The sequence below is a fragment of the Rothia koreensis genome, from assembly GCF_052232265.1.
In the GTDB taxonomy this organism is placed as follows: Bacteria; Actinomycetota; Actinomycetes; order Actinomycetales; family Micrococcaceae; genus Rothia; species Rothia koreensis.
Window position 1 is genome coordinate 2,558,375 of the sequence record NZ_CP197643.1, and the last position, 12,941, is coordinate 2,571,315.

General features: G+C 65.4%; 10 protein-coding genes. 5 read left to right on the plus strand and 5 right to left on the minus strand.

All coding sequences use genetic code 11. The annotated features are described in order from the left end of the window. Positions 1-59 precede the first annotated feature (59 nt). The 5 genes from ligA to ACTSLZ_RS11435 all read right to left on the minus strand — a co-directional run bounded on the left by ligA (position 60) and on the right by ACTSLZ_RS11435 (position 7,078). The gene (gene ligA / locus ACTSLZ_RS11415) at positions 60-2,303 is read right to left on the minus strand and encodes an NAD-dependent DNA ligase LigA (protein ID WP_443095090.1); all 2,244 of its coding nucleotides are present in this window, start codon (positions 2,301-2,303) and stop codon (positions 60-62) included. A 1,030-nt stretch (positions 2,304-3,333) separates the two neighbouring features. Further along, positions 3,334-4,410 (minus strand): PP2C family protein-serine/threonine phosphatase, encoded by a 1,077-nt coding sequence (locus tag ACTSLZ_RS11420; protein ID WP_397555878.1) that lies wholly within the window; start codon positions 4,408-4,410, stop codon positions 3,334-3,336. Continuing rightward, the gene (locus tag ACTSLZ_RS11425; protein ID WP_238692398.1) at positions 4,407-5,558 is read right to left on the minus strand and encodes an adenylate/guanylate cyclase domain-containing protein; all 1,152 of its coding nucleotides are present in this window, start codon (positions 5,556-5,558) and stop codon (positions 4,407-4,409) included. The genes ACTSLZ_RS11420 and ACTSLZ_RS11425 overlap by 4 nt, the downstream gene beginning before the upstream one ends. A 144-nt stretch (positions 5,559-5,702) precedes the next feature. Further along, positions 5,703-6,179 carry a PH domain-containing protein gene (locus tag ACTSLZ_RS11430; RefSeq protein ID WP_162421427.1) on the minus strand — a complete coding sequence of 159 codons (477 nt, stop codon included), beginning with the start codon at positions 6,177-6,179 and terminating at the stop codon, positions 5,703-5,705. Continuing rightward, positions 6,176-7,078, minus strand: coding sequence for a biotin--[acetyl-CoA-carboxylase] ligase (locus tag ACTSLZ_RS11435; RefSeq protein WP_443095091.1), 903 nt, complete (start codon positions 7,076-7,078; stop codon positions 6,176-6,178). Before ACTSLZ_RS11435 ends, ACTSLZ_RS11430 begins: the two co-directional genes overlap by 4 nt. Positions 7,079-7,180: 102 nt before the next feature. Between ACTSLZ_RS11435 and ACTSLZ_RS11440 the strand changes: the two genes are divergently transcribed. The 5 genes from ACTSLZ_RS11440 to ACTSLZ_RS11460 all read left to right on the plus strand — a co-directional run bounded on the left by ACTSLZ_RS11440 (position 7,181) and on the right by ACTSLZ_RS11460 (position 12,869). Continuing rightward, positions 7,181-7,462 carry a YciI family protein gene (locus tag ACTSLZ_RS11440; protein WP_129315762.1) on the plus strand — a complete coding sequence of 94 codons (282 nt, stop codon included), beginning with the start codon at positions 7,181-7,183 and terminating at the stop codon, positions 7,460-7,462. A gap of 152 nt (positions 7,463-7,614) precedes the next feature. Continuing rightward, the gene (locus tag ACTSLZ_RS11445; RefSeq protein WP_129315763.1) at positions 7,615-9,246 is read left to right on the plus strand and encodes an acyl-CoA carboxylase subunit beta; all 1,632 of its coding nucleotides are present in this window, start codon (positions 7,615-7,617) and stop codon (positions 9,244-9,246) included. An 11-nt stretch (positions 9,247-9,257) separates the two neighbouring features. Continuing rightward, entirely contained in the window at positions 9,258-9,509 is a 252-nt protein-coding gene (locus tag ACTSLZ_RS11450; RefSeq protein WP_443095092.1) for an acyl-CoA carboxylase subunit epsilon, read from the plus strand. Positions 9,510-9,610: 101 nt separating this feature from the next. Further along, entirely contained in the window at positions 9,611-11,308 is a 1,698-nt protein-coding gene (locus tag ACTSLZ_RS11455; protein WP_443095093.1) for a DUF885 domain-containing protein, read from the plus strand. Positions 11,309-11,411: 103 nt separating this feature from the next. Further along, positions 11,412-12,869: a dicarboxylate/amino acid:cation symporter gene (locus ACTSLZ_RS11460; RefSeq protein ID WP_443095094.1), complete on the plus strand. Its 1,458-nt coding sequence runs from the start codon at positions 11,412-11,414 to the stop codon at positions 12,867-12,869. The last annotated feature ends 72 nt before the right edge of the window (positions 12,870-12,941 follow it).

Here is a 12,941-nt window from a genome sequence, read left to right on the forward strand (position 1 = left end):
ATGAGCCGACCAGGGGCGATGCAACCCTCCGCGACATGTTCCGAGTCACAAGCATGTGACTATTCCGTGACCGTTTCGTGACCCTCTTCCGCGCCATCATCGCGATCCAGCGCCGTCGGCCCCTCGCGGAGCAGAATTTTGAAGTCTTCACCGTTGAGCACCGTCACACCCAAATTTTCCGCTTTGTCCAGCTTCGAGCCGGCGTTCTCGCCCGCAACCAGATAGTCTGTGTTCTTCGACACAGATCCCGATGCCTTGCCTCCGCGTTGCAGAATCGCTTCCTTCGCGGAGTCACGCGTGAACTCTTCCAGCGTGCCGGTCACGACGATCGTGAGCCCTTCCAGCACGCGGGGAACGGATTCGTCCCGCTCATCCTCCATCCGGACGCCGGCCGCGGCCCAGCGGTCGACGATCTCGCGATGCCACTCTTCCGAGAACCATTCCTTGACCGCCCGGGCGATGGTCGGGCCGACGCCGTCCGTGTCGGCCAGTCTCTCTTCGTCGGCGTCGCGAATCGCCTGCATCGATCCGAATTCGGTGGCCAGGGCCCGGGACGCCGTCGGCCCCACGTGGCGCATGGAGAGGGCGACCAGGACACGCCACAACGGTTGGGACTTTGCTTCCTCGATCTGGTCGAACATTCTGCGCGTGTTCGCGGAAGGAGCCGAAGGCTTGTTCGCCGTCCCCCGCGTGTAGAAGTAGGGCACCAATTCCGTCTCCCCGGTGGGCGCGCCCTTCTTTCTGACCTCGCGTTCTGTACGCACGTCCGCCAGGTCCTCGGGAACGAGGTCGAACAATCCGGCAATACTCGTCAGCGGCGGGGTCTCGGGTTCGACCGGCTGGGTCAGGGCCCGTGCGGCCTCCTCCCCCAGCGCGTCGATGTCAAACGCCCCGCGTCCGGCTGTATGGAACAGCGTCTGCCAGAGCTGGGCCGGGCACGACCGGGCGTTGGGGCAACGGATGTCGACGTCGCCCTCCTTGGCCGGGGCCAACTCGGTCCCGCAGGAAGGGCAGTGGGTCGGCATCTCGAATTCACGTTCCGAACCGTCCCGCAGGGCGACCACCGGCCCCACGATCTCCGGAATCACGTCTCCCGCTTTGCGCAGGACCACCGTGTCACCGATCAGCACGCCCTTGGCCCGGACGACATCCTGGTTGTGCAGCGTGGCCATCTCGACGGTCGAGCCGGCCACCTTGACCGGGTCCATCATCCCGTACGGCGTCACTCGCCCGGTCCGGCCGACGCTGACCCGAATGTCCTCGAGCTTGGTATTGACCTCTTCCGGCGGATATTTGTATGCCACCGACCACCGAGGAACCCGGGACGTGTGGCCGAGAAGCTGCTGTGTCCGGAAGTCGTTGACCTTGATCACGATCCCGTCGATCTCGTGGACCAGGTCGTGCCGGTGCTCGCCGTAGTCGGCGATGAATTCGAGGATTTCCTCGCCACCGGACAGAAGTTTCGTGTACGGGCTGACGGGAAGCCCCCACGATTTCAGCAGATCGTAGGTCTCCGCCTGAGACTGTGCGGACAGTCCCTCGCGGGCACCGATGCCGTGGACGAACATCGAGAGCTTGCGCCGGGCCGTCACCTGAGGATCTTTCTGACGGAGCGACCCCGCGGCCGCGTTCCTCGGATTCGCGAAGGGGGCCTTGCCGTCGGCGACGAGGGCCTCGTTGAGCTCCTTGAAGTCCGCGGAAGCGATGAAGACTTCGCCACGCACCTCAATCTCTTCGGGATGCCCCGTCCCCTTGAGGGTTTGCGGCACCGAGTCGATGGTCGCGACGTTGTGTGAAACGTCCTCCCCCGTGGTCCCGTCCCCCCGGGTGGCCGCCCGGGCCAATCGACCGTTCCGGTACAGGAGGTTGATCGCGAGTCCATCGATTTTGAGCTCGGTCAACCATTCATTGTCGTGGCCGGGCCTCACCTCCTGGATGGTCTCCTCGGCCCTGTCGAGCCATGCCTTGAGTTCGTCGATCGAGAAGACGTCCTCGAGGGAGTACATCCGCTCCAGGTGCTGGACCGGCGCGAAAGCCTCGGAAGGTTCGCCGCCTACTTCTTGCGTCGGTGAGTCGTTCGCCTTGAGTTGCGGGTGCTCGGCCTCGATCCGCTCGAGATCCCGGTAGAGCGCGTCGTACTCCGCGTCCGAGATCGTCGGAGAATCCTCGACGTAATAGGAGACGCGTGCGTCCCTGACCCGCTGGGTCAGTTGGGCGTACCGTTCCTTGAGCTCCTCGGCCGGGACCTCCCGGTCGTTCTCTTCGGTGGCCTGCTGTGCTCGTTGTTCTTCAGCGCTACTCACGGAAGACCATTGTTCCGCACAATCCGCGTTTTGGCTCCCTTTGCTTGTTCCGTGGCCCCATCGAGGGCGGATGCGCTGATGAGTTGATTAGTTGACATCGTGGGTGGTTCCCGACGTCGGCCGCCCGGAAGGTCGATGGCGGGCGGCCGTCCGGGCGGGAGGCCGTCGGGAGGTCGGTGGGGCCGGCGACGGCGGGAGGCCGTCCGGGCCGGCGACGGCGCGAGGCCGATGGCGGGCGGAGTCCAGACGCCCGACGATGGGTGGCGGTTACCCGATTCGTAGGGGCTTACCCGGTCCGGAGGGGCTTAGGCTGCTACGCGGGACGCCATCCAATTCGACTTCCCCTAGTACCTCAGTACCGCCTTCCGATTCGCCTATTGCTTCACTCGGTATTGCCTCTCCCGGTATCCCCTCTTGAGCGGCGGTTACCCGATTCGGAGGCGCTTGGCCTGCTGCACGGGCCCCTTCCAGTCCCTCGGCCTCCCCTTCTTGGGTGGCGGTAACCGGATTCCGAGCCGCTTGCCGTCCTGAGGTGGCGGCCAGAACCCCACCCAGGGTGGGAAAACACCTCGCCATCGGGCAGCCGCCACCCAACACGGGCCCGGCCGAGCACGACGTCGTCGGGTAACCAGCACTCGATCGACCAACCGCCACTCAACGCGACCGACGACGCCGACCACGCGGTCCCGACCCCAGCCAAGCGCCGACGAGGTGGCAATCCCGTGCGAAGTCCAGGACGAAGTGGCAACTGTGAGCGAAACCCGGCGCGAAGTGGCAACTGTGAGCGAAACCCGGCGCGAAGTGGCAGTTTTGAGCGGTTTTAGGGACGAAAATCGCTCAAAAATGCCACCTCGCGGGAGAGAGCGCTCAAAACTGCCACCTCGCCGGAGGAAGCGCTCAAAATTGCCACTTCGCGAGAGGAAGCGCTCAAAATTGCCACCTCGGCGCCCCGCCCGAGAACACACCCCGCCCGAGAACGCACCCCGCGCGCCCGAGTACCGCCCCCGGCACCCGCGTGAGTAGGAGCGAACTACCGGTCCGCGTCGTCGGCGCCGGGCAGCTTCTCGTTCGTGGCCAAGGGACCGTCCGGGCGATCGCCGGTCTTCTCGGGGTCGCTGAGGTCGTTGGCGTGCCAGTTGTCCAGGTCGATCACGCCGTCATCGCTCTCGGCGCGGTCCACGCCGTCCGTGTCGCCGTCGCACCCGTGGTTCTGGCACGAACCGGCCTGCACGGCGTCGGCGACGATGACCGAGATGTTGTCCCGCCCGCCCGCGCGGATCGCCGCGGCTTGGAGAACGGCCGAGGCGTCCTTGGGGTGAACGACGGTCGAGAGAACTCTGGCCATGTATTCATTGGACAGCTCTCCGGACAGGCCGTCCGAGCACATCATCAGACGGTCACCCGGTTTGGCAGGGATGACCCAGAAATCGGGCTCCCAGTAATTGCCCGTTCCCAGGGCTCGCGTAATCACGTTGCGCCTCGGGTGGGTGAGGGCCTCGAGGGCCGTGATCTGTCCCGTGTCGACCAGGTACTGGACCTCGGAGTGGTCCACCGTGATCTGTTCGAGGCTCACGCCTTCGATGGGCGTCTGCGAGACGGAGGTAGGCGTGTCGCTGATGGGTTCGTCGGTGTCCCGCCGAAGCCGGTACGTGCGCGAGTCGCCGACGTTGAAGATGATCCACATGTTCTGGCCGCCGATCTTGACCAGCCAGGCTCCCGTGAGCGTTGTGCCTGCGCGCATGGCGGCGGCCGATTTGATGCTTTCGTCCGCCTCGCCGATCACGCCCTTGATGTCGTTGAGGATCTCCATGATCTTGGCATTGAGGTTGGACGTGGCCCGACGACGCCGCTTGAACAGGCCCTTCGAATCCTCTGCCTGAATCTCCGCGGGTTCGACCTCGAAGGAGAGCGTGCGGAAGAGCTCTGCCTCGGCCAGGGTGTTGACGCACATGGCGCTGGCCACCTCACCGGCCTCGTGACCGCCCATACCGTCGGCCACGGCGCACAGGTTGCCGATGGACACCAAGGAGTCCTCGTTGTTGGAACGGTGACTGCCCTTGTTGGTCGTGGCACCAACGCACGTTGCGAGGTCGAGCGATTCGGTCATTCGAAGTCAATCTCCAATTCGGTTCCCACGCCCGGAGCGAGCGACACGGGGCGGACGTCTCCGAAGCCGCGAACGTTGCGCACCCCCTGGGGATTCATCACGAAACGTTCGTCGCCCTCGAGCACGTTGGCGGTGGACGCATCGGTCATGACCGAACCAGGTTCCGCGAGCGCGACGAGACGCGATGCGAGATTGACGGTCGGACCGTATACGTCCCCCAGCCTAGGCAGAATCCGCCCCCAGACAAAAGCAACGCGCGCCTCCGGGAGATTCGGGTCCTCACGGATGATCTGTGACAGCGTCAGAGAGATGCGAGCGCCGGCTTCCGGCGATTCGGTCATGAACAGGACTTCGTCCCCGACGGTCTTGATGATGCGGCCGCCACCGACCGCCACGACCTCCGCGCAACGCTGTTCGAAGTGCTGGACGAGGCTGGCGAGCGTCTTCTCGCTCATCTGACGGGACAAGGACGTGAAGGACACGAGGTCCGCGAAACCGATGCCGCGTACGAGCGGGAGCGCCCGGTAGTCGGAGACGGCGTCGTCGGAGACGGCGTCGTCGTTGCCGACCACGGGCTTCTCCGCTTTCAGGGCCAAGCGGACTACGGCGGCGTTGAGCTGCCGCCGATAGCCGTAGCGCATGAGGTCCTCGAGCTCGTTCAGCAGTTCCGGGAGCACGTTGAGCAGTTCGCGCCGGGCTTCGGCGTCGCTCATGCCCTGGTGGGCGACCATGTCCTCGACCAGCGCCTCGACCTGCCACGCGACCATGCGGTCCATCATCTGGCCCACGGAGCGGACGATCGAGAGAATGCCGTCCTCGGTCACGTGCCCGCTGCGGACCATGGCCGAGACGGTACCGAGAGCCTCGGAATCCGCGCTGGTGAAGTAGACGTCCTCGTCCTTCAGATTCGGCATCCCCAGCGCCCGCCAGATCTTCCGGGCGGACAGGAGCGAGACGTCGCCCCCGCGGGCGGCCTCGCGGCGAGTCATGGAGCGGTTCTCTCCCAGGAGGGCGCGCTCGAGTGCACCGACGGCGGCCTTGGCGTCGTCGGACTTGTACAGGTTGAACTGAGCCGGGTTCTGGAGGTTGAGCTGACTCGTTTGAGGTCCTGTATAGACCGGATTGCCTTCGGGTTCCTCCTGCGGCACTAGCGTGCTCCACCTTCCTTGACTCATGGCTGGTTGCGGGCTCGCTGGCGCAGAGCGCGCTCGACTGTCTCCGAGGTTTCACACCTCGTTCTCATGCTACAGATCACAGGGTCGTTCCCGGTAGTTTTCCCCGGAGACTCAGAGTCAACGCAGAGCGTTTACACGGCGCAGGTGAGCGCGATAGCACAGGTCCGAGAACCGGCCCGGATCCTTCTGGCAGGTCAGTTCGAAGGTCTGACCCCTGGCCGAGATTCGGATCGTTCCGCAACCGGTCAGGCGAGCCCCGCCCCTGGGCCCGACGACCCCGGCGACGTACTCGAGGGGAATCGATACCGGTCCGCCCCCACCGACGCCGCGGAACACGACAATACGCCGATTGGTCAGCGCGTACCCGGTCGTGGCCCATTTGATGAAGCGCACGACGACGTACACGAGAGCCGCAATCAGAATGATCGGCCCGACCGCACTCCAGCCCGAATGCCCGGCCGTCACCACCTGGAGGAAGTTCGTGGCGAAGATCGCGATCAGAAGCACGATGGCGGGCCGCAGGAGTTTGAGGGCGTGCGCCCGGTTGCACGTAATCACCTGCTCACCCGGGTCGAGGGAATCACGGAATTTCACGCGATCCCCGTTCCGGCGACGTCGGCCCAGGACCCGCTTTCCGGCCTGAGATGGACCACGTCTCCCACCGCGACGGTTTTGTCCGTTCCGTCGTCGCACCGAACGAGGAGGGACCCGTCCTCGTCGATGTCGTGGGCGAGACCTGTGAAGTCTGGGGCGGGATCCATCATCTGGACGAGGACTCGACGGCCCAGGGTGTCCAGTTCCTCACGGAGCTCGGCCACGAGGGAGGGCTTGGCGCCGCGGGGCAGCGCCGGGTCACCGCCGGTCGCACAGAATTCTCGGACCGAGGCGCGGAACTCGCGGATGACCCTGATCAGGATCTCGGTCCGGTCCACATCGTCCCCGATCTCGGCGCGCAACGACGTCGCGGTCTCGACCGGGAGCAGGTCGGCGTCGATGTTGGCGTTGATCCCGATGCCGACGACGACGTCGAGTGTTTCCGGTCCGGTGGGGACCACGCGAGCGAGGATCCCGGCAATCTTGCGGCCGTTGATCAACAGATCGTTCGGCCATTTGATGTCCACGGGGAGCCCGGTCGTCTGCCGGATCGCCGTGCGGGCGGCCAGGGCCAGCAACGGCGTGACCCAGTGCAGAGAGTCGTTCGGCAACGGTTGCTCGCCCTCGTTCGATCGGACGGCGAAGGACACCACGGCCGAACTGTATTTGGGCGCAGTCCACACACGATCCCGTCGACCCTTGCCCGCGACCTGGTGCTCTGTGAGCAGGGCCGCGAGGTGGGGGACGTCCTCGGAACGGGTCAATCGATTCGCCAGTTCGTCGTTGGTGGATCCGATCTCGTCCACGAGCTCGACAGGGGCACCGATGAGCCGGTAGTCCTGCCCGGGGCCCGGCAGCAGCCGCTCGGCGTCCAGGGGCTTCGCGCTCCTCGTGGTCATACAGCGATGCTCTCTCTCGATCGGCGTCCGGTACGCCACCTGCGGTGACGTGTTGTGAGCTAGTTTAGAGGCGGAAAGCCAACTCCGCTTGGAAGGAACACCATGGCCCACTTCGTCGTGCACTATTCGTACGGCCCGGCAGACCAGCAGGCCGCTCATCGGGGCGAACACCGCGAATATCTCGGGACCCTGTTGGAGCAGGGCCATCTGTTGGCGTCCGGCCCGTACACCGACGACGGCGCCGAGGGCGCCCTGCTGATCTTCTCCGCCGAGACCGCCGACGACGTCGAGTCCCTGCTGGCCAAGGACCCCATGGTCGTCCACGGCGTCGTGACCGCACACGAAGTTCGTGCATGGAATCCGGTCCTCGGGTCGGTAGGGTAGACCAGGACATACCCCGTCCCCCAGGTTCGTCGGCACGGCGCCACGGACCGCCCGTCGCCCTTTGTTACTTTGGACCGACAGGCAGACAGCGCAATTCCAGCCGGGACCCGCATGCTTCCGCACCGGAACCCCGGACTCGTACAGAGGACAAGATGACCGAAGATCTCTCCCGCCAGGACTCCGACGACGCGCAGAACGAGTCGGGCCCGGATCTCACCACGACTGCCGGCAAGATCGCGGATTTCTACGCGCGCCGCGAGGCCTCGTGGATGCCCACCGGCCCGGGGCCCGTGGAACGGCAGCATGCCCGCGGCAAGTCCACCGCGCGCGAACGCATCGAGATGTTCCTCGACGAAGACTCCTTCGTGGAATTCGACGCCCTCGCCACGCACCGCACGACCGCCTTCGGCATGGACCAGAAGAAGCCGCTCGGCGACGGCCTGGTCTCCGGCTACGGCACGGTGGATGGGCGGCTCGTGGCCGTCTACGCCCAGGACTTCACGGTCTATGGCGGGTCGCTCTCCCAGGTCAATGGGGAGAAGATCGTCAAGGTCCAGAAGTTTGCGCTGCGCAACGGCTGCCCCGTCATCGGCATCAACGACGGCGGCGGCGCCCGCATCCAGGAAGGTGTGGCATCGCTGGCGATGTTCGCTGATATCTTCCGCATGAACGTTCGCGCTTCCGGCGTCGTCCCCCAGATCTCGGTGATCATGGGCCCGTGCGCCGGCGGCGCCGCCTACTCCCCCGCCCTCACGGACTACGTGATCATGGTGGACAAGTCCTCCCACATGTTCATCACCGGGCCGGATGTCATCAAGACCGTGACCGGCGAAGAGGTCGACATGGAGACCCTGGGCGGGGCGAACTCCCACAATTCGGTCACCGGGACCTCGCACTACCTCGCGGAGGACGAAGAGGACGCCTTCGATTTCCTGCGGGAGCTCCTCGAGTTCCTTCCGTCCAACAATCTTCAGGACGGCCCCCTCGTCGAGCACGACCAGGATCCGGAGATCACGGTCGACGACCTCGACCTCGACAGCCTGATTCCCGATTCGGCCAACCAGCCCTACGACATGAGGGCAGTGATCGAGTCCGTGGTCGACGACGACCACTTCCTCGAGATGCAGGCCCTGTACGCTCCCAACGTCATGACGGGCTACGGACGGGTCGAGGGGCGAACGGTCGGCATCATCGCCAACCAACCGATGCAATTCGCCGGGACCCTGGACATCGCCGCCTCCGAGAAGGCCGCGCGGTTCGTGCGCCACTGCGATGCCTTCAATATCCCGATCCTGACGTTCGTGGACGTCCCCGGGTTCCTCCCCGGCACCGAACAGGAGTTCAACGGAATCATCCGCCGTGGCGCCAAACTGATCTTCGCCTACGCGGAGGCCACTGTCCCGGTCGTCACCGTCATCACACGCAAGGCGTACGGTGGCGCGTACATCGTGATGGGGTCGAAGAAGCTCGGCGCGGACATCAACCTCGCCTGGCCCACGGCCCAGATCGGCGTCATGGGCGCACAGGGTGCGGTCAATATTCTGTACCGCCGCGATCTCAAGACGGCCGAGGAGAACGGCGAGGACGTCGAGGCGTTGCGTTCCGAACTGATCCAGAAGTACGAGGAAGAGTTGCTCAACCCGTATCAGGCGGCCGAGCGCGGCTACATCGACGCGGTCATCCCGCCGTCGGAGACGCGCGTCAACATCATCAAGTCCCTCCGTGCCCTGCACGACAAGAGAGCCGCGCTGCCCGCCAAGAAGCACGGCAACATCCCGCTCTGAGGGAAGGAATCATGGCTGTGCAGAACGAAGCAACCACGCCCGAGGAACCCCTGGTCTCGGTGGTCAAGGGCTCCCCGACCGAAGAAGAGATCGCGGCGCTGACCGTGGCCGTGCTCCAGACGCGGCAACGACAGCCCGAGCCGAGATCGAGGCAGACGAACGGGCCGCTGTCCGACGTCGGCCGCCTGTTGTCACGACGCCAGCGCATCGGTGCGAGCCTGCCTCCCGGCCCGGGTTCCTGGCGCCGCGCCAAACCGAGGTAGGCCCCGCGCTCTACGAAAGCCCTCACCGACCCGAGCGGCCGGTGGGGGCTTTCCACGTCGCCGTCCCTGTGATCTCTGTCATCGCGGTCTAGGATGGTTCCATGACCAATGAGTTGCCTGAATCCTTGCGTCTCGACCGCCGGACCAGCGACGTCGACCGTCTGGCCGACCGCTATTACGACTCCCTCATGGAACTGGACCCGGCCGCGGCCACGATAGAAGGCATCCCGGGCCACGAAACCGAGTACGGTGACCTCTCCCCCGAGGGCGCGCTCGAGCATGTGCGACTCGCCCGCCGAACGCTGACCGAGGCCGAGGGGCTCAAACCACAGGACGACGTCGACCGGGTGACCCTCGACGCGTTGCGCGAGAGCCTCGGGCTCGTCATCGAGATGCACGAGGCCGGCCTGGGCGACTGGGAGCTCAACAACATCGAGACCCCGGCGCACGCCGTTCGTCAGGTCTTCGATCTCATGCCGCAGGCCTCCCAGCAGGACTGGGCGAACATCGTCGGGCGCATGGAGAACGTCCCCCAAGCCCTCCAAGGGTTCCGCGACACACTCGCGGATGCCGCGGGTCAGGGTCGAGTCGCCGCGGCCCGACAGGTCGATATCCTGGCCGGCCAGCTCGCGGCCTACGCCGAAACCGGTGGATTCTTCGACGGCCTGGCCGCCGAGGCCGCCGCTTCGGATCCGACTCTGAGCGCCAAGGGGCGAACCGCCGCAGAACGGGCCCGCACGGCCTACGCCGAACTGGCCGAATATCTCCGGGGCGAACTGCTCCCCCAGGCCCCCGAACGGGACGCCGTCGGCCGCGAGCGCTACCGTCTCCGGTCCCGGGAGTTCCTGGGCGCGACGATCGATCTGGACGAGACCTACGCCTGGGGAATCGACGAGTTGGACCGGATCCTCGACGAGCAGCAGGAGGTCGCCCATCGGATCAGCCCCGGTGCCACGATCGCGGAGGCCAAGGATCTGCTGAATCGGGACCCCTCGCGCAGGATCGAGGGCACGGACACCCTCCGGGAATGGATGCAGGACCTCTCGGACCGTGCGGTCGATGGACTCTCGCGGGAACACTTTGCGATCGAGGGGCCCATGCGCCGGCTCGAATGCATGATCGCCCCGACGCAGGAAGGCGGCATCTATTACACGGGTCCCTCCGCGGACTTCTCGAGGCCGGGTCGCATGTGGTGGTCCGTGACCGAGGGAGAGCGGGAGTTCACCACGTGGAGCGAGACCTCGACGGTCTACCACGAGGGCGTGCCCGGCCATCATCTCCAGTTCTCGACGTCGACCGCGATGGCCGAGTCCATCAACAAGTGGAGAGCCCACGGCCTCTGGTATTCGGGGCACGGAGAAGGGTGGGCGCTCTACGCCGAACGCCTCATGGCCGAACTCGGATATCTGGATGATCCGGGTGACATGATGGGCATGCTCGACGGGCAGCGGATGCGTGCCGCACGGGTCGTCTTCGACATCGGCATCCACTGCGAACTTCAGATCCCGGGCCGGTGGGCCGAGGCGCTCGGCGTCGAACCGGGCCCGTGGACACCCGAGATCGGGTACGAATTCCTGAAGCAGAACCTGGACATCCCCCAGGGACAGTTGGACTTCGAATTCAACCGTTATCTGGGGTGGTACGGCCAGGCTCCGTCGTACAAGGTCGGCCAGCGCATCTGGGAGCAGTTGCGCGATGAGGCGCTGGCCCGTGGTGAAAGCATCAAGGATTTCCATACCCGTGCCCTGAAGGTCGGTTCGGTCGGTCTCGACACCCTCCGTCGCGCCGTGTCACGGTGAGACCGCCCTCGGCGATGATCCAGGCCACTACGCGATTTTATTCCCGTAATATTTCTTCTCAGTCCTTTTCTGTGTTATTGGTCGACGGCTTAGGGTTGAGGTCATGTCTACTCGCCCTTCCGCCACGACGCCGGACACCCCCGCGTCCGCACCCCCGCCCCGCACTCGCCGACTCCCCTCCTGGATGACCAACTTCGGTCTCCAGATCCTCATGGGCCTGGTCCTCGGCGTGGCCCTCGGATTCCTGGCCCTCGCCCTCGGCGGGGACGCAGAGAAGAACCCCAACTGGCTCATGACCACCCTGGACACGATCGGTTCGAGCTACGTGTCCCTGCTCAAGGCCGCGGTCGTTCCGCTCGTGGTCACGGCCGTGATCTCCTCGATCGCGAATCTGAGCCAGGTCACGAACGCTGCACGGTTGGCCTGGAAGACGATTCTCTGGTTCGCCGGGACTGCGCTGATCGCCGTCGTCATCGGCATCCTGCTGGGAGCCATCTTCCGCCCGGGTGCCAACACCGGCATGTCCGCACCGGATGCCTATTCGGGCACCACGGGATCGTGGCTGTCCTTCGTCACCAGCATCATTCCCGCCAATTTCCTGGGCCTGACCGTGAGCACCGAGGAGGCCGACGGCGATCTGACCTCGTCCCCGACCTTCAATGTCCTCCAGATCCTGGTGATTTCCGGGGCCATCGGCATCGCGGCCCTCAAGGTCGGCAAGGCCGCCGAGCCCTTCCTCGCATTCATCCGCTCCGCCCTGGCCATCATCCAGAAGGTCCTGTGGTGGATCATCCGTCTGGCCCCGCTGGGAACCCTCGGCCTGATCGGGACCGCCGTCTTCACCTATGGATGGACCACGATGGGTTCGCTCGCCAAGTTCGTGATCCTTCTCTACGTGGGGCTCGCGATCGTCGGATTCGTGGTCTACCCCGTTCTGGCGCGGACCCAGGGCTTGTCCGTCAAACAGTTCTTCTCGGGCGTCTGGCCCGCCGCACAGATCGGCTTCGTCTCCCGGTCGTCCATTGGGACCATGCCCGTGACCCAGCGGGTCGCGGAGCGCAACTTCGGTGTACCCCAGGCCTTCGCTTCCTTCGCGGTCCCGTTCGGGGCCACGACCAAGATGGACGGATGCGCTGCCGTGTACCCGGCCCTGGCGGCGACCTTCGTGGCGCAGTTCTACGGGATCGACCTGAGCATCGCGCGGTACGTGCTCATCGTCGTCGTCTCCGTCCTGGGATCTGCGGCCACCGCCGGGACCACGGGAGCCACCGTGATGCTGACCCTGACCCTTTCGACGCTGGGCCTCCCGCTCGACGGCGTCGGCCTGCTTTTGGCCATCGACCCCATCATCGACATGGGCCGCACCGCGCTGAACGTTTCCGGTCAGGCTCTGATCCCGGCCATCATCTCGAAGAGGGAAGGAATCCTGGACGAGAACCTGTACAACGCGAAGCGTTCCAGTGACTGGTTCGAATCCGACCTCTCGGCCGAGGAATTCTCCGGGACCGACGAGGAGAAGGACCATCGGGAACGAGAGCCTTCGGGAGTCGGCGTCGGCTGATCCGAGGACAACGGTCCGAACCCAATGAATGCGGGGCGGGAGGGGTGACCCTCTCGCCCCGCTGTCGTTAGT

What these genes read in the sequence shown, in the direction of transcription:
- ACTSLZ_RS11420 (WP_397555878.1), bottom strand. Translation starts at nt 4,410, where the DNA reads ATGACCGAATCGCTCGACCTCGCAACGTGCGTTGGTGCCACGACCAAC.
- ACTSLZ_RS11435 (WP_443095091.1), bottom strand. Translation starts at nt 7,078, where the DNA reads ATGACCACGAGGAGCGCGAAGCCCCTGGACGCCGAGCGGCTGCTGCCG.
- ACTSLZ_RS11440 (WP_129315762.1), top strand. Translation starts at nt 7,181, where the DNA reads ATGGCCCACTTCGTCGTGCACTATTCGTACGGCCCGGCAGACCAGCAG.
- ACTSLZ_RS11445 (WP_129315763.1), top strand. Translation starts at nt 7,615, where the DNA reads ATGACCGAAGATCTCTCCCGCCAGGACTCCGACGACGCGCAGAACGAG.
- ACTSLZ_RS11450 (WP_443095092.1), top strand. Translation starts at nt 9,258, where the DNA reads ATGGCTGTGCAGAACGAAGCAACCACGCCCGAGGAACCCCTGGTCTCG.
- ACTSLZ_RS11455 (WP_443095093.1), top strand. Translation starts at nt 9,611, where the DNA reads ATGACCAATGAGTTGCCTGAATCCTTGCGTCTCGACCGCCGGACCAGC.
- ACTSLZ_RS11460 (WP_443095094.1), top strand. Translation starts at nt 11,412, where the DNA reads ATGTCTACTCGCCCTTCCGCCACGACGCCGGACACCCCCGCGTCCGCA.